This window comes from Prolixibacteraceae bacterium, assembly GCA_019720755.1.
GTDB classification, from domain to species: domain Bacteria; phylum Bacteroidota; class Bacteroidia; order Bacteroidales; family Prolixibacteraceae; genus Halosquirtibacter; species Halosquirtibacter laminarini.
Genome location: CP081303.1, coordinates 4,175,821 through 4,194,192 on the forward strand (window position 1 = coordinate 4,175,821; position 18,372 = coordinate 4,194,192).

10 protein-coding genes are annotated in these 18,372 nt (G+C 35.8%); 2 read left to right on the forward strand and 8 right to left on the reverse strand.

The window, feature by feature from the left end; genetic code table 11:
• Window positions 1-4: 4 nt before the first annotated feature.
• From K4L44_16570 to K4L44_16600, 7 genes are all read right to left on the reverse strand, one after another.
• A complete protein-coding gene (locus tag K4L44_16570; GenBank protein QZE14121.1) occupies window positions 5-1,489 on the reverse strand; it encodes a TolC family protein in 1,485 nt (494 codons plus the stop codon).
• On the reverse strand, window positions 1,482-2,819 hold the full coding sequence (locus tag K4L44_16575; protein ID QZE14122.1) for an ABC transporter permease: 1,338 nt from the start codon (window positions 2,817-2,819) through the stop codon (window positions 1,482-1,484). Before K4L44_16575 ends, K4L44_16570 begins: the two co-directional genes overlap by 8 nt.
• Before the next feature lie 24 nt (window positions 2,820-2,843).
• The gene (locus K4L44_16580) at window positions 2,844-4,085 is read right to left on the reverse strand and encodes an efflux RND transporter periplasmic adaptor subunit (GenBank protein ID QZE14123.1); all 1,242 of its coding nucleotides are present in this window, start codon (window positions 4,083-4,085) and stop codon (window positions 2,844-2,846) included.
• Window positions 4,086-4,206: 121 nt separating this feature from the next.
• Window positions 4,207-11,523 carry a cell surface protein SprA gene (gene sprA / locus K4L44_16585; protein ID QZE14124.1) on the reverse strand — a complete coding sequence of 2,439 codons (7,317 nt, stop codon included), beginning with the start codon at window positions 11,521-11,523 and terminating at the stop codon, window positions 4,207-4,209.
• Between the two features lie 143 nt (window positions 11,524-11,666).
• A complete protein-coding gene (ruvA, locus tag K4L44_16590) occupies window positions 11,667-12,248 on the reverse strand; it encodes a Holliday junction branch migration protein RuvA (GenBank protein QZE14125.1) in 582 nt (193 codons plus the stop codon).
• 55 nt (window positions 12,249-12,303) lie between these two features.
• Complete coding sequence (gene pdxA / locus K4L44_16595) at window positions 12,304-13,380, reverse strand: 4-hydroxythreonine-4-phosphate dehydrogenase PdxA (protein ID QZE14126.1); 1,077 nt, start codon at window positions 13,378-13,380, stop codon at window positions 12,304-12,306.
• A 181-nt stretch (window positions 13,381-13,561) separates the two neighbouring features.
• Complete coding sequence (locus tag K4L44_16600; protein QZE14127.1) at window positions 13,562-14,992, reverse strand: hypothetical protein; 1,431 nt, start codon at window positions 14,990-14,992, stop codon at window positions 13,562-13,564.
• A 286-nt stretch (window positions 14,993-15,278) separates the two neighbouring features.
• On the opposite strand from K4L44_16600, the gene mqnC reads away from it, so the two are divergent.
• Both mqnC and K4L44_16610 read left to right on the forward strand, forming a co-directional pair.
• Entirely contained in the window at window positions 15,279-16,394 is a 1,116-nt protein-coding gene (gene mqnC / locus K4L44_16605; GenBank protein ID QZE14128.1) for a dehypoxanthine futalosine cyclase, read from the forward strand.
• 285 nt (window positions 16,395-16,679) lie between these two features.
• Window positions 16,680-17,144 carry a DNA starvation/stationary phase protection protein gene (locus K4L44_16610; protein ID QZE14129.1) on the forward strand — a complete coding sequence of 155 codons (465 nt, stop codon included), beginning with the start codon at window positions 16,680-16,682 and terminating at the stop codon, window positions 17,142-17,144.
• A gap of 154 nt (window positions 17,145-17,298) precedes the next feature.
• Here the strand turns inward: K4L44_16610 and K4L44_16615 are convergent, their stop codons facing one another.
• The gene (locus tag K4L44_16615) at window positions 17,299-18,369 is read right to left on the reverse strand and encodes a DUF4837 family protein (GenBank protein ID QZE14130.1); all 1,071 of its coding nucleotides are present in this window, start codon (window positions 18,367-18,369) and stop codon (window positions 17,299-17,301) included.
• Between the last annotated feature and the right edge of the window lie 3 nt (window positions 18,370-18,372).

The window sequence follows — 18,372 nt, forward strand, 5'->3', positions numbered from 1 at the left end:
TCATTTACATCGTTGTTTCGGTAGAGTTCACTATTGGATTATTATCTTCGAAGTTATACATCGTTAACATTCTCAATTGATAATAAGAAGTCCAGAAATCTTGAAGTGCTCTAAGGTATGAACTACTTGCATTATCTTTTGATTTAAGCGCAAGGTTTAGATCTGTAATGCTAATATTCGATACCATATATCTTTGTCTTGATATCTCATACTGTTTCTTTGCAATTTTGTTTGCAATCTTAGTCGACTTAACACGATCATAAATGATAGGTATTTTTTGTGTTAGTACGAGAATCTCTTGTTCAAAAAGTTGCATCTCTTGGGTAATCGTATTTTCAGTCAACCTCTGTTGAGCTTCTGCCATCAAAAGCTTCGATTTTCTCTGCTTCCAATCTACTAATGGAATATTAAATCCGATCTTAAATCGTTGCTGGTTTTGTAGATCTTGATAAGATGAGTGAATATCTTCTGCTGATTGAGATAAACCATAACTACCTATCACATTTACATTTAGAGAAGAACGACCTTTGGCCTCCGCAACTTGTTGCTCCGCTTGAATACGACGTCTTTTAAACGCTAGATACTGCTGTCGATTCTCTTTCGCTTGTTCTAAAGCTATCTCGGGATCAATATGGAATATTGGTAAGTTCGATGGACTAATTAGCTCAAAATCTTCCCCTTTGGGACGCCCTATATATGCATTCAGGTTAAGTCTTGCAGTTTCCAATGATATCTTGGAAGTCGCAACATCTCTACTCGAAGAGAGGGTGTTTAATTGAAGCTGAAGAAGCTCATTCTCGGCTATTTTACCTAAGTTATATCTACCCTTACCAATATTATAGATCGTATCGTTATTTGCTTTATTTGTCATCGCAATAGTATAATCTACCTGTGCCAATAAAAGTTGAAAGAAGTATTGTGTTGCTCTAAAGCTGATGTTTTCAAACTTCTCTTGGTACTCTTTTTTGGACTCGTCGAAAAGGATGGGTTCTATTTTTTTGTTCCATTTAAACGCATTGTAGGTAAAAATCGGCTGTTCAATCGTTACTGAGATGGGATTGGTTGCATACGATACTCCTTCATCACTTCCTTCTAATACATCAATACGTTGAAGTCCACTTCCTAATGAAATTTTAGCTCCTGTTATTGGAATATATTGCGAGAGTCTAAGGTTAAGATCTGATCGGGCTTGACTCCTACTACGGAAAGCAGTCGAGCCATCATTCTGAACGACAGGATCGATACTTCTATTGTAATCAGGAAGATTTCCAGACAAACTTAAGTTCGGAAGCGTCGTCGCAATGTAGTTACGATATTTCCAATATTTATTGTCTCTAGTATTCACGGCTTTTTGTGCTTCAAGAGAGTGTTCTTTAGCAAGAGAAATAACCTCGTCTAAAGTTAATTGTTTCAATTGACCATAACTGCCTAGCGTCGATAAAAAAGCTAAGAGTAGTGTAAAGGAAAGTTTTATATAATGTTTATTCATGTCTTAGTGAAGTTATTGGGTTTTGGTTTGCAGCTTTTTTCGCAGGAGTGATTCCAAATACAATACCAATAAATGAAGAGACCCCAAAAGATGTTACTATAGATGCAAAGGAGATCACTGTTTCAATATCCGCAAATTTAGAGATGATAAAGGAGCCCAATACACCGAGTGTAATTCCAATAATTCCCCCTACAAGGCTAATAAGCATTGCCTCAAATAGGAACTGCTGTATAATATCCCTTTTTTGGGCCCCCAAAGCAATTCTTAACCCAATCTCTTTAATTCTCTCCATCACCGATGCAAGCATGATATTCATAATACCAATACCTCCTACAAGAAGTGAAATACCAGCAATTGCACCTAAGACCATATTAAAAATTTCTTTGGTCTTTTGTTGCTGTTTGAGGAGTAGTTCAGGGACTTTAATCTCAAAGTCTACATTGTCATTATGCCTACGTTTAAGTATACGATGGATTATCTTGGCTGTGGCACCAAGTTCCTCGGTCTGTGATACCTGAACAACAATGCGATCAAGTTGATTCTCTACCTCTTTTGCTTTTCCAGTTCCATCAGTACGTTTCTCGATCTCATTTTTTCTATTTGCGATAAGGATTGATTGCTTTGTAACCATTCCTCTATTCATATATCTAATGAGCATCGTCTGCAGAGGAATATAAATATCTAAACTTGAGTTTCTAATACCCAAATCTTTTGACTCTTCTGTGACAAATCCTCTATCTTTAAGTACTCCAACAACAGTCAACCATTGTTGTCCACACTTAATTGTTTTACCAATGGGGGGCTGGTTATTAAAGAATCTTTTTACTGTTTGTTCTCCAATAATACACACAGGAAATCCCTTTCGTTCTTGTTTATTAACAAAAGCATTCCCTGCCATAAAATCAAAATTAAACATCTTGAAATATGGGTTATTGACCCCAATAAGTTTGATAGATTTTCGCCTCCCATTGTGAATCATATAACTATTGAGCACTACTTCTCCACTTATTTTTTTAATATTTGAGAGTGTTTGTGTAATATTATTGAGATCCTGTAGGTTTAAACCAGGCGAAAATCGATCATTCGATTCAGCCTGTTCTTCTGCAACTTTTTGATCTTTTTGTTTGACTATTGGAGTAACAATGATATTATTTACCCCGACTAGTTTCATCTGATTGAGAATTTCTTGTTGTGCTCCGGCTCCAATTGCCATCATAGAGATCACAGCACTCACACCAAAGATAATTCCTAATGCAGTTAAAAAAGATCGCAGTTTATTTGATTTTATCGCCTCAAGAGCGATATGAAAGTTAAATATAAATCGATCCATGAATGTAAAGTTTGATGATGTGAATTACTCCTCAATTCTATTCAATGAAACGACATCATTGGCTTCGAGACCATTGGTTATCGATATATTTTGATCGTTACTTTCACCAATTTTTACAAATTGTTTTTTGAATCCAAACCCAGCTTTTCTGTATACAAAGAATGTGGAGTCATTATCTGTAAATAAGGCTTCTATTGGGATTAGTTTTTGATCTTCTATAACCTTTGTAATGATTCGGTTCGAAGTAGTCATTGCTGGTCGGAAGATAGAGTCTGATTCATTGATTGTAATCTCTACTTCAAATACTTTTGCATCAGAATTAGGCTTCTGCTCCCCTACATTCGCTATTTTGGTAACCACACCAGTATAGTGCTTGTCTGGGAAAGCATCCAATCCAATCTCTACTTGTTGATTTTTCTTTATCTTTCGGATATCTACTTCGTTGATATAAGTCTTAGATACCATCTTGCTAAGATCAGGAAGGGTTGCAACGGTTGCATCGTATGCATTAATTGTAGATCCTTCTTTCACCTTTTGTCCTGACCAATTGTCTTTTTTATAAATGACCATTCCATCTTCAGGAGCTATAATGGTGAAATCTGATTGAAGTGAAATTAAGAAATCTAATTGACGTTTTTTCTTCGAGTATTTTGTTGCTAATTGAGTCATTCTTACACTCATCTGCTTCTGCTTCACTTCATAGCTCATCTTGCTTTGATCAAGAGATCTCTTACTCTTTTGAACATTCATCTTAGCCTGTTTTATGGTTGCAGGTGGCTCAAAAGCAGATTGCTCTAACTTAATTTCAGCTTCTTTTACTTGATATTCTAAGTTCAGTATATTGTCTCGTGCTTGCCTAAGAGAAAGGGTTGTATCTAAACGTTGTTGAATCATATTCGATTCTACTAAGATAACATCATCACTTGAGTTTTTTATTTGGTCACTTAGTGTCGATTTATCTAATTCTGCAATGAATTCGCCTTTTTTTACTCTCTTACCTTCTTCTACTATTTTGTTAATTTTAACCTGCCATAAGCGTGCTTTTCGTAGTCCTTCAGGAGCTTGTATCTTAACAGAATTTAGTGCGTCGAGTTCTCCTGTTGTATTAACATCGATAATAAGGTCTTGAGATTCGACATTTGCAGTGATAATATTTTTCTTCTCCTCTCCTTTATTAAAGATTAGAAATAGAGTTAAGATAACAGCAGATACCGTTACAAAGATCCATCTTTTCTTAGTAAGTCCTTTTTTTAATATGTGTTTCATTCCATTTATTAAGTTAAGTATATTTAGTCACATGAAAGTAATTAAAAATAAGTTAGTGAAACATATTAAAACACAAATAGTAGAACTTTAAATAAACTTTAACTAATTATGTTTTAATATTTTAAGGCTGTAGGTTAAATCGTATACTAAAACCAAAGTTGGTGTTTGCAGTTGGATAAGAAAGAGATACATAGGGTGTATTGACAATTCGATCATAAAACATTCTCAAGGTTAACTCTCTACTTAGAGTATAATCTGCAGTAAATTTCATTGTCAATGCTTTTTGTCCTGCCGTCAATTGATTGTCTAGTTCAGCAATCTTACGAATGACTGTTTTGTTCTCTCTAACACCTAGATCAAAACGCATATTAAGATCATTAGATATTGCTTTTTGTCCTTTATTGTTATTGTAGAATATCTGTAGATTTTCAATTCTATAACCTAATCCTGCACTATACTCATCACTGTGTACTTCTGTCATTTGATTGTTTGCAGTACTCAATGTAACGGTTCTTGTTTTGCGAACCTCTATTCTTGATGATATATTATTTTTCCACATAATATCCACATTAATTAGTGGGCTAAACGATTCGTTTATACTCACTGCAGAGATATCAAAGGCAGGGATATAATTTTGGTCGGCAAGTGTTTTCTCATAAAGTGTATATTGCACATCTGAATATTGACTATTCGAAATATAAGATCCTACGTTATATGTTGATCTATATGAATGTGAGATATTGACTGTTCTAACGAAGGATTTTAGTGATTTTATTTGATCTGTTAATCCATTATACTCTACTCTCCAGTTTGGTCTGATATATTTTGCAGAAGGAAATGCTGTTAGCTCTATTTTTGATGGATCCTGTCCGGTATAAGCTGATATAAAGGCTGGAATTAATACCTCTTGTTGGTTTAATCCAAATCTTTCTGGTTGTGCAGCATTTTTATTCGATGCCATTCTTTTTTGAATCACGTTTCTGTTTTCAAGGAATTTGTCATATACATCACTCTGTGGAACTCCTTGCCCAGAAGTACTCTCAAAAGCACTTTGTAGAGTGATCACACTCATTGAGAAGCTTCCTGTCTCCATATGATTTTGAGGATTTAGGTTCCAACTTTCTCCTTGATGATTGTATAAATAGTATTCACTTTCAGCCTTACTTTTAGTTCGAGTACCAGTAAGATTTATCTTTAACCCTTTAATTGGTTCGATGTTAGTACGAAGATTTAAAGAGGTATTTGCTGTCCTTTGTACTGGTTGGTTTAACAGGGAGTCTGTTGTAATCCATCCATTCTGAATTGCTTTTTGTGGAAACTCAGGATCTTGCCATCCAAAAACGAAGTCCCATCCTGGAGCTACTCCATTGGTTGTGCTATTTCCAAACCAACTTGGTGTTGGCATGAACCCAGACATGCGAGTCCCTTTATTTTCTGTGTATGATGCATTAAAGTTTCTGACAGACATCAACAATCGACTAAACCCATCAATGATAGTCGGTTGATTTCTTTTGTCTTCTACCTCTACAGTTCCTTCGATATTTACCGTTGCATTTGTAAAGGATCGAGATGGATATATTGCAATCTTGTCTTTATCAATAAATTTAGTTTTCGCACGAATTGTTTCCCCTTTATTATCTTTAAAAGAGATCTGTAGTTTCTTTGTGTTTAGTTTATGTTTTATGATATTCTTTTTCTTCCCTTTTAGATTTATTGTGTCTTGGAAAACGACTTGTTTTGTTTTAACACGACTTCTTTGACGACTACTTGATCTTGCAAATTTTCTATTTACTTTCTTGAAATATGGCACTTTATTGTATAGACTAACAAAGTTTAGTCCTGCGGATCCTTGTATAGAATAACCATTACTGATAGTGTTACCTAGATTGATGTTAGACTTGTCGTTCAATACAGGATCTGCTTTCCAATCGTATGTTCCTTGATATCTTACAGTAGAAGAGGTCCAATTTAATAAAGGTATTTTGTTAATAGGCAAAGTATAGCTTGCATTAATCGTTTGATTGTATGCTGTGTTTCGACCTCCCGTATAAAGGCTATCTAAAATCGACTGTTTATATGCTTCATATGGATCCATCTCTTTACGCTGCTTGTCCTGCTCTTCAAGATAAAGAGGAACATCAATTCTAGATCTATTTTGGGCAGCAAAGTCTAACTTTATTGACTTTGTAAGATCATACCTTAAATTGTAATATCTATACCAATTGAAATCTTGTACATATGATGAAGGCAGTTTGAAGTCGGGTTGTGATAAGTTTCTATATTGTAGCACACTGTAATAACTTTGCATATCCGATCTGAATGAAAGTTGTGATGGTGATAGGTAGAAATTAAAATCACGAATAAGTCTAAACATAGGACTTCTTAAGAACTTAACTTTCTTAAAAGGTTCCACAGCTTTAGGACGCTTATTGTAGTTATAACTGAATAAGAATTTTGATTCTTTCTCATCATTCTGTTGCGTATTAATATCTTTATGTGTCGTTTGGTTATGTGCTAATGTTACAGAAAAATTAGAGATATCATAAAAATGATTCTTCTGAGACTTATTTTCTGGTTCGATACGAACATTCGAGAAATTAATACTTTTCTTTACTGTTTTATCTTGAACTTGATTCTTTAGGTCATTTCTTAATGCTTCTGTTTCAAGTGCATTTAAAGCATCTGACATCTTAATGTCAGGGTTCAGAGGATTGTATTTAGGTGTTTTTACATTTTGTGAAATCCCATAATACATCGGAATCTTTACTCCCCATTTTTTAGGGAAGAATTTTCCTAATGAGACTGTTGAACTAAAATCATAAAGGGTGTTGTCATCCATTGATCTCTGAACAGAACTTTGTTCGATACTACCAAAACCAGAAGTCATATGGCTACCGGAGAAAGAGAATGTTGCTAAATCAGCAAGGTTACCTCTAATGCGTGTGGAAGCAGCCCATCCTCCTTCGTTGTCTACATCTGTAAGCCTTAATTCGTCAAACCACACCTCTGTTGATTCAAGCCCTCCATCATTCGATTTTGGGTTACGAACACCAAGCATCATAATACGAACATCTCCAAAGTTTGGATTTCCCTTGATTCGAATAATACGAGGGTGTCCATTATAATCAATTTGGGTTTCATAAATATCACTCATCTGAAGAGTACTCCCCTCTTGTCTCATGCTGCGATTACGTGATAACTTAAGATCCGTAAGATCCTTTAGACGTATGTCCATTCTGTTTTGTTCTGGCCATACAGCTTTACGGTCGTTCTCTAAATCATTATTATAGTGACCTGCAGGTGTCATCTTCAATGGCACCTCATATTCATAATAGTTATCTTGATAGTCAGATCCCACACGAATAAATGCCCTTACTTCATTATCTTGCGTTTGAAGGTCTTCGAGTTGTTCCGCATGTACTTCAACCTTTAATCGTTTATACATACGCATATCAGTAGTGATATTTTTGTATGTGGCACGTGCATCACCATCTTCTAAGTCTTTTATTTTAATAAGAAGTGATTGCTCATTAAGTTCTCTTAGTTGAGGATTTGCTGGATCGATTACGCGATCAATACCAGGAGGCAATACGTAGTTTACGGGCTGTTTCTCATAATTCTCTTCAATATTTACTGCAGCCACCTCAAAACCTGTATATTCATTATTAGGTTGTGTTATATCATTTAGGTTTTGGTTATATTTTCTCCAATCTGCTCTCACCAAATCTAGTGTTGCAAAACGAAGAACTACAGGTATTTCCCAATCTTTCATCATCATACGAATGAAGCGGATTGATCGATAGTCAGATATAGTACCAACCGTTTTACTACTTTTTGCAATAGGAATTTTAAACTGATACCATTTTACTTCACGAACTTCTGAATTTTTCAGTTTTACTTTAGCTAGACGTTTGTCTGTGATGAAATTGCTTCCAACTACAAAATCATTTGGACGCATACTAACTTTATACTCATAATAACTTTCGTTCTCAGAAAGAGTATTATCTAAGTTAATATCCTCACCATCAGGGATACTAGTGGATGAGGTATTATAGGATTCGGGAGATTGTGAATCCGTAGGTGAGTTTCCATCAACACCATTAAAGGATTTATATCTTTCAAGAATTCCTTGGCTCTCTTGATCGTAATCGCTTCCTCTGAAGTAGTGATAGTTATCCCCAGCAGGGTCATTTTTAATTTTATTCAAATTTTCCCCTTGAACAATTTTGCTCACTTCTGCTATATAATTATTGAAAAAAACTCTCTCATCCTTATCTGCTAGTCCATCTAATCCGACATCTTGGTAAACTCTCGCAGATGGATTATTATCAAATGCATTTACTGTTGCTTGGTTTCTCGAAACTCTACCCCAGTTGGTTTTATCCGTAATATCATCAAAGTTTCCATCCACAGGTAAACCGTTTTCAAAAGATTTTCTAGAGTCACGAAGAATATCCTCTGAGATATTACCTAAATGGAAATATAGATCTCCTCCCGCTTTAGCACGTTCTGTATCAGTCATCTCTGCATAAGGATCCATCACCCAAAATTCGATATACTCAATATTCGCATTTTCGAAGTCAGGCGTCTCAATTTTACGCATAATTCCTCCCCACCTAGACATAGGATTTATCAAAGTACCATCTTTATTTACCCCTGCAGAATACTTCGTAGATTGTGTGTCAAAGTTATATTGTCCTCTCTCACTAGGATAGTAAGCTAAGTCAAGCGTCGGAATATTAGTAGGCTGTCCAATAGCATTATTAGTCTTTGGAAATATCTCATTTTGATAGACCTCTCTTGTACTGTTTTTTGACTGTTCTTCGTTGTTTCCTTTGATGTTCGGAGGAGTATTAGGACTATTTCTTTGCATTAAAGGATCTATAATATACCATGCTAGTTTTGCCCTATTGAATCCGGATATAATATTATTGTTTAAATCTCCCTCTTCCATATCATCCAATCCTTGAGGCACACTCGCTAGTTTCCATAAATATTGAGTCTTCATAGAGATACTTGTTTGAGTCCCTTCGAAGTCATCTAGATATGCTGCACCAGATTCATTAATTGTATTAGAAGTTCCTGGATATAGTTTTGCAAACTCTCCTTCAATTGAGATATTTGAGACCTCTTTTGTGTCAATAAGTGGAATCTTATCGACGAGTGACGTTATAAATTGAGATTCCGTTTTGTATGCCCCATTGAATCCAATCATAAGGTTTGATATAGGCTCTCGTCCATAATTAACCTTACTAGTCATAGGCTTCTCTTGAAGGTACATGACAGTGGTTCCAAGATTGAAATTGTCATTGAATTGATAGTTCAACTGTGTTCCTATAAGCGTTTTTCGCTGCATACTGAACATCTGCTCACTTTCGGTAGAGATAGAGATTGGTTGTCCTGATTCAATGAGTGCTTGATTTAGAATCTTGACACGACCTAAAGTATAATCTACCACGTAATCAACATTCTCTATTAGGGTTCTTCCTCCTGCTGTCACTTTAACTGACCCTGGAGTTAGATTTATCGTATTTAAGGGTATATCAGAGTTAGAACTTCCTTTGTAGCTACCCATGATAGCAAACTTATTCTTCTCGGCTTGTTCTTGTGCTATCGTTTTGGTATTGTCATATAGTGCGTGGAAAACATACTTATTGATCGCTTGTTGATTTCCTTCTAATTTCTTTTCAAGATAATCACCAAAAGGTTCCACGGAAGGGAATATAATTTTTCCTTTTTCAGCATTAATAGTATATCCTTGAATAAAGTCAAACTGACCATCTGATTGCTGATCCCCTTGTCTATTGACATTGTCTAAGTTCATTACATTCAAAAGAACCTGTCCTTCGATAGGTCCATCAGGAAGGTAGTTTAAGTTAGAACCTGTTTTGTTATCTTGATAGACTACATCTAATCTAAAATCATCGTTATTTACTTGATAAGCGTTTAGATTATAAATATTCTTCATCATCAATTTCCAAAGTTTAAACTTCGGATTGACGTTCGTTGCTTTCAATAATTTCACATACAAAGTATTAGGTGCTTCAATACCATTGGTAGAGAAGTCCCCTACTCGTAATGTTTTGCCATTTACAGTGTATTCATATGCAACAGCTAGAACCTCCTCAGGGCTCAAGGAGCGATTCAGGGAGATGTACCCTAATTTGGCATTGAAACTATACTCGCTAGTTGTCAGCATTCTAGCATTTTCAATCTTCTCGTAATCTTGTGATGGCACAAAACCATAATTACTTTTTAGGGGAGAAAGTGTGGAAGTTGCTTTCGCTATATCTCTAATCTCTCCATAAGTAGTATTCATCTTATTATAGAGCTCATTACTCCCATTCCATGGGTATGTATTTTCAGGGTAGCTTAATACACCTGTATCTTCTGTAAGTGACGTGTTGTTCTGTTTGTCATTCCCTCGTTCTCCAAGATCGGTAAATGCGATAATATTTCTAGATTGTGAATAGTTCCCATTTTTATTTGTGATCCATACCTCCAATTTGGTAATATTAACACCAGAAGAGATAATGGGGAGATTGGACATCGATGCATCATATTTATCATGGAACACCTGACCTAGAAAGAAGTGTTTATTCGCCTCATAATCCAATACTTGAATATTGAACTTTGTTTTTGTTGCTCCTCCTTCAGTATTAATTACTTTAGACTCCCCTTTCTGTTGTGAGAGAACAGTAGAGACGCTTAGTTTCCCAAACTGTAGGTCAGTCTTTACACCAAAAAGGTTTACACCACCTTTGATTAGAGAGTTGTCTGATGACATGGACACATTACCCGTTTCAATATTTTTGATAATGTCATCTTCCTCCCCTTTATAATTGAGGTTCATTCTGTTCTCAAAATTAAAGGTTGCTTTGGTGTTATAGTTAACCCCCATGGTCATTCTATTTCCAATAGAACCTTTGACACTTAGGTTAATCTTTTCATCAAAATTGAAGGTTGTATTTTTTCTTAATCTTTCTGATAATGCTGGATTATCTATGAAATTTGTTTTTGTGCCAAAAGACAACTCTACATATCCTTGGGGCTTAATAGATATTGTACTAGAGCCAAATATTTTGCTAAATGCTTCTCCTCCAATGTTGATCGCAGGAATAAGAGACTTTTGACGTTGTTCGTTTGTCTTTGATGTCTTCTCCTGCCAGTATTGTTGAATTGCTCTGTCGAAGTCAAAATGAACATAATCATACAAACTGAATGATTGAGATGGCTCGTAGAAGATCTCTCCCACCTTGTGGTCAATAACGAAACGTTTGGTGTTTGGATCGTAATGCTCCTCCTTTTTCATATTATCAGGAAGGGGTAGTAATAGCTCTGTCGAGTCAGGAGCTCCTACATCCGAAACGATATTTCTGATTGGAGTAAAAGACTCTTTCTCAAAAGAATCAAAAATGCGTTCTGAGTTATTCGACACATTGTTGTGTCCGAATGCAATGTTCGTTTTATTGATTGTGATCCCTATACATATCAGAATGCATATAGGGATCCATATTTTACCTATTTGTCTCAACCTGTCTCTTAGGGCTTGAATGGTTACACACTAGATGGTGGGTAGGACTACAAGCTTTTCAGTGCCAGTTTGATAATGGGTTCAACTGCGAGCCCAGGATTTTCTTTAATAATTTTATCAATAACTTTCTCTGTAGCCTTCTTATTAAATCCTAACATCACCATAGCAGATAACGCTTCATTTTTATTCGTATTGTTCTGAGAGGCTACAATATGAGTATCTCCTTCGATTTTTCCTACTTTATCTTTTAAATCGATCAAAATACGTTGGGCTGTTTTTGCCCCAATGCCCTTAATACTTTTCAATGTATTGACATCATCTGTTTGAATTGCTTGCGTTAATTCCATCGTTGGGAAAGTGGACAACATGACCATTGCGGTGTTTGATCCGACCCCATTGACGGAGATTAGATGACGAAAAAGGGTCCTCTCTTCTTTGTCGTAGAAACCATAAAGAGATCGTGCATCCTCTCTAATAACAAAATGAGTCCACAAAAGCACTTCGGAAATAGTTTGAATCTTTTGATAGCTGTTTAGTGAAATAAAAACTTGATAACCAATATTTGAAGCTTCGACCACTGCATATGTCGGAGTTACTTCAATCAGTTGCCCTTTAATATATTCGTACATTATTTTCTATGTGTTAAAAAAGGCACTGTAAAAAGTGCCTTTAAATTTTTGTAATTTATATCGATCTATCTCCCATGGATTGTCGATCTTCAAGGTCATACTTCTGTAAAGGTGATTTGGAAATATCTTTATAGATCTCTCTATTTCGATAAAGATCTATTGCAAGATACATGGCTTTTCGGAACGAGTTTTCCGAGGCCTTATTTTTTCCAGCAATATCAAAAGCAGTACCGTGTCCAGGGGAAGTTCTTATGATTGGTAGGCCTGCTGTAAAGTTTACTCCATCATCAAAGGCAAGTGCTTTAAAAGGAACAAGTCCTTGATCATGGTACATCGCCAAAATCACATCAAAATTGCTGTAGGTTCCATTCCCAAAAAAACCATCTGCAGGATATGGACCCATTGCCATAATTCCCTCTTCTTGGGCCTTTTTAAGTGCAGGAATAATAATATTTTCCTCTTCATCACCCAATAGTCCATTGTCTCCAGCATGTGGATTAAGTCCCAATACGGCAATTCTTGGTCCATCCACACCAAAATCTTGTTTCATGGTCTGGTGCATCACACGGATCTTACTTAGAACAAGCTCCTCTGTGATCACTTCAGTGACTTTTGCAATTGGAATATGTCCAGCAACTACACCAATTTTCATCTGTTCGCTCACCATCAGCATTAAATGGTCTTTCGAATCAAATTGTTCCGCAAGAAACTCTGTATGCCCTGGAAAGTTAAAATCTTCTGATTGGATATTGTCTTTACAGATAGGAGCAGTGATCAATACATCAATTTTGCCCTCTTTAAGATCTGCACAGGCTTTTTCTAAGGCCATATAAGAAGACTCCCCTGCAATAGCTGTAGATTTTCCCAATTCAACACGAGTGTTGTCAGAAATACAGTTTAGGATATTTGCCTTTCCCTCGTGAGCCTCCGATGCATCTACAATTTGGTTGAATGAAACTTTATTGTGATCAATCGCCTTCTTGTGATAAGCTGCCACCTTTGGAGAACCGTAAACAATGGGAGTACAAGAGTCAAAAATTCTATCGTCTTCAAGAGATTTGATGATTACTTCATACCCCACACCATTGATATCACCATGTGTGATTCCTATTTTGATTTTTTGAAAATTCATAATGGTATATGATTGTTAAGAGTCTCTTTATAAAGATGATATTTTAATGTTAAGTGTTTTCCGAAGAAATACTATCTATAGCTATAAAGCGACCACTTACTGTTCAATTTTTTAATAAATCAAATTTAATCAATTTTTAGATTCTATTTTACTCCCAAAGTCATCTTTTAGAAAAACAGGACTATTGTGCACTATTTTTTATCCATTCAAAAATAAGACGAACACCAAAACCACTGCCTCCTTTTTTGATATAGCCCTTCTCAGCATGAAGAAAAGCAGGCCCTGCAATATCCAAATGAATAAAAGGACTTTCTGTAAAATTCTCTAAGAATTTTCCTGCAGTGATTGCTCCTGCTTCACGTCCTCCAAGATTTTTTAGGTCTGCAATATCGCTCTCAAGCATTTTGTTATACTCTTGCCAGAAAGGAAAACGAACAGTTCGTTCATAACTACTCATTCCAGCTTGCTGAATCTCTTCGAAATATTTTTCATCTGCATTACCCATGATTACAGCACCTTCTGTTCCGATAGCAATTGCCGCTGCCCCAGTTAGTGTCGCTACATCCATGACTACTTCAGGAGTGTATTGATCAGCATAGGATAGTGCATCCGCAAGGATTAAACGTCCTTCGGCATCTGTATTTAAAACCTCTACCGTCTTTCCATTAAACATGTTTAGAACATCACCAGGAGCATATGCTTCTCCAGAAGGGCGGTTGTCAGTAGCAGGTACCAGTGTAATGATGTGATATGGGAGTTTCGCGAGAGCGATGGCGTAAGTTGCACAAGATACTGCAGCAGCTCCCCCCATATCAGACTTCATGTAGTCCATACTTGATGGGGTTGGTTTTAAGCTTAACCCACCTGTGTCATATACGACTCCTTTTCCTACAAGAACAATAGGCTTGGTATTTTTTGCATTATCAGGTTTATACTCCATGATTGTAAAAGTTGGTGGTGCTACACTTCCTTTGTTTACACCAAGAAGTCCACCCATACCTAAGGATGTTATTTTCTCTTTGTCTAGGATTGTAACATGGATATCCGCTTCTAATCCCATCTCTTCAATCTCTTTTGATAGCTGGGTTGCACTAAGAAAAGATTGAGGTTCATTTACTAGATCTCGTGCTTTAAAAGTTGCCTTGATAACAGCATTTAGATGTGAAATATGCTCGGTTGTAACTTCATCCTCCACTACAATAGAAGTAATACGATATTCCTCTTTCTTGGAAAGATATTTGTCAAATTTATAGTTTGATAGAGCAAAACCTTCCACAAAAGGAAGAGAGATTCGTTTCATGTTGGACCTGTTTACAACTCCAACCTCTGTGACTCTTTGAGCTTTTACTAATGGGATCACTTTCGCAGCACACTGTCTTAGTGTCTCTGCCATTTTTATACAATCATCCTCTTTTTCTACTGCAACAACCCACTGAAAAGAACCATCACATGAAGGGATTTGTATGACTGTAAGCTCTTTGTCTAGTTGGTTTTGGATATATGCTAACTGATTTTCATCCAGGTGAGTAAGAGTCTCTTTAGATGCTTTGTTAAAAAGGAAAATTCGATCTTTAGGCATTGCTTCATTAGAAGCTAAATGTATCTGTTTCATAATACTTTTGGTGTTAAATCAATTCCTGAGGATCTTTATCGATAAAAAGAGTCCTAATTAAGAAATAACAAACTTAACAAAGAATTGTTATCCTATTCAGAAATGATTTCGTTAAATCACTCTTGATATTTTATGTTTTAACAATAGGTCTCTTTTGATGATGATCCTGTTTTTGCTAAAATAAGATTTTTATATCTTTTATTTTATCTCCAAGATCAATTGTGTACATTTGAGAAGATCTTTGAGAGAAGACATACTTCGAATAAACTAGGAGAAAAAACATAATATGGATAGGGTCTCATTATATAAAAAAGCCATTGATCTAAAGGCGCTTACTTTGGAAGAAGGACTATTTCTTTATGAAAATAGTCCTCTCAGTGAGTTGACCTTTGTGGCGAATGAAATAAGAAAGAAATATCGTAATGACAACAAAGTAACATGGATCATTGATAGAAATGTTAATATCACGAATGTCTGTATTTCTGATTGCTCTTTTTGTAATTTTCATCGAAAGCTAAAAGATGAAGATACTTTTACTACAACATTAGATGAGTATATTGAGAAGATTGAGGCAATGCTCAAAAAAGGTGGAAACCAACTTCTTTTGCAGGGAGGCATGCACCCTAAGTATGGAATTGAGTTCTATGAGGAGCTTTTTTCCACACTGAAGTCTCGTTACCCTGAGGTAAAACTACACTCATTAGGTCCTCCGGAGATACATCATATATCGAAAAAAAGCAAACTGTCTTATCGTGAAACCTTAGTTCGTCTGCAAGCTGCTGGATTAGATAGTTTACCTGGAGCTGGTGCAGAGATTCTTTCTGATAGGGTTCGAAAAACGTTATCACCTGGAAAGGCAACTACAGAGCAGTGGCTTGAGGTAATGAGAGAAGCGCATAGATTAAATATGGTTACTTCTGCTACAATGATGTTTGGTCATATTGAAACGACTTCTGAACGTGTTGAACATCTACTAAAGTTACGCGATGTTCAGGAGCAACGACCTGTAGGAAGCAATGGGTTTACTGCCTTTATTCCTTGGACTGTATACACAGAAGGAACAAAACTTGCTGAGACATATGATTGTAAGCCTGTAACGCCTTCAAGCTATGTTCGGTTAATCGCAATGAGTCGTATCTTACTAAATAATGTGCCAAATATTCAGGCTTCATGGCTTACTGTTGGAAAGGCAACAGCACAAGCTTGTTTGTATGCAGGTGCCAATGATATGGGTTCGATAATGATCGAAGAAAATGTTGTTTCGTCCGCAGGTGCCAATTACCAAATGGACGCAGAGAGCATTCAAAAAGCAATTATTGAAGCTGGATTTATCCCACAATTACGTAATCAAGCTTATGAGTATCAGGATATGCCTGAAGGGGTCCCTGTATTAAAGAAATAATCATTTATCGGCATAGGTTATTGCTAACTTATGCCGAACACTTCTTCCTTTCATAATATCTTCTCTTTTTTGCAATAAAGGCATCTTTACATTTTAGGAGTTCATTTCAAAAGTTGATACGATTATCATCATATAAAAAGAGTTGCTAATGTATATTCTTAACCCTGTTATTGGATTGATTTCTACCTCTTATAAAGTTTCTCTATATGGGTATAATAATTATTGATTTGATTGTCAGTAAATTACGTGTTATGTTTGTAGTGTAATCAAAACAAATAATACGGGATGAATAGAATTGGTTTAGTAAACGAAGAGGTAAAAGAGTTGTCAGTTCAATTGAATGATCTTTTGGCAAACTATCAGATATTTTATATGAACGTAAGAGGTTTTCATTGGAATATTAAAGGAGATAAATTTTTTGAATTACATGTGAAATTTGAAGAGTTGTATAATGACATTCTTCTAAAAGTAGATGAAATTGCAGAGAGAGTACTTACATTAGGAGAGTCCCCTGTCCATTCTTATACTAGTTATATTTCTAGTTCAGAGATCCAGGAAGTTGTTGGGGCAACAGATGCTAATACTACTGTTGGGACAATCTTAGATGGATTAGAGGTCTTAATTAAAAAACAGCGTGTTCTTCTAGACTTAAGTGATCGTTATGGAGATGAAGGAACCAATGCCTTGATGAGTGATTATATTAGAGAGCAAGAGAAACTTGTTTGGATGTATACTGCTTTTATGGGGTAAATTCTTGAATAATATAGGGTGTAAATATAACCCCGTAGGTGCAATATGAAACTATAATAATCGGGTTTAGACCAATTTCCAAATAACTATTGGGATAAATAATAATATAGAGATTGACCAATAATCATTGTCATTATTGGTCAATCTTTTGAATTTAATTGTCTGGTGTTATTGTGATATCTGGTGTAGAGTCGAGTGTTTTGTTTACCATATCTATTTTTTTCTGATATGGAAACGATACAGAACGAATCATTGCCTCTACTTGTCTTAATAAGTTTCGTTTATCATATTTAGGTGAATAGAGATATCCATCTGCTGTGATAATACGCTTTTTAACCACATCTAAGACAGAAATACTTACCCAAGGTCCACCCATAAAGTCTCCTTCAACCTTCCAAAGACCTCTCATTTCTACTGCATAGTTCCCATTTAATTTGAATGTACGATAGAGGGTGGATATCTGATGCTCTGTTGTCATGTACGATTTTGGTGCCGGACCTGGAACATATTCTTTTAGAAGAGAGTCTCTCACTGCGACAAGATTGTCGACAGAGAATTGTGTTTCATTAGTATAAGGCATACTCCAAACAAATAATCCTTGACTTGTTTCTCTTGCTTCATATTTAATCCAGCTAAAGTTAGGTTTATCTAAAGCAATAGAGAATCCCTTAGGGACGTTCATATGAATATCAAACTTCTTCTCTAGATGTTTGTATACACCTTTATTTCGGAAAGTCTGTTTGTTGTATGTATCCATTAAGATCTGATTCTCTGCACTAAGATATGTACTTAAGATGGTGCGATCATTCTCTTTGAATAATTTGATAAGATCCTCTTTTGATTTGGCTTTTATCTTGATAACTGTTTGAGGTGTAGCCCATAAATCCTTTCCAATCGTTACTTGATTCTTTTCGTTACGACTGTCTACATTTACGATCAAAAGGTTCCTGGTGGTACGGAAGATGCTTGTGAACCCTTTGTTTGGAATTTGAACTACATCAAGCATCGGTTCATCTTGAGGGATACTAGGAACTGGCTGTGCTAGAGTTTGACGAAATGTAGTTTCTACTTTTCCATTCCAAAGATTATCTGGGACTACTACCACAAGACTTCCTGGTTTTCCAGTAGCCTTCTTCATCAACGATTTTTTACCTCCGCCACATGAGCTTAAAACCAATAAGAGTCCTATGATGGTAACAAGCTGCAAGGATCTGAATTTTTTCATAAT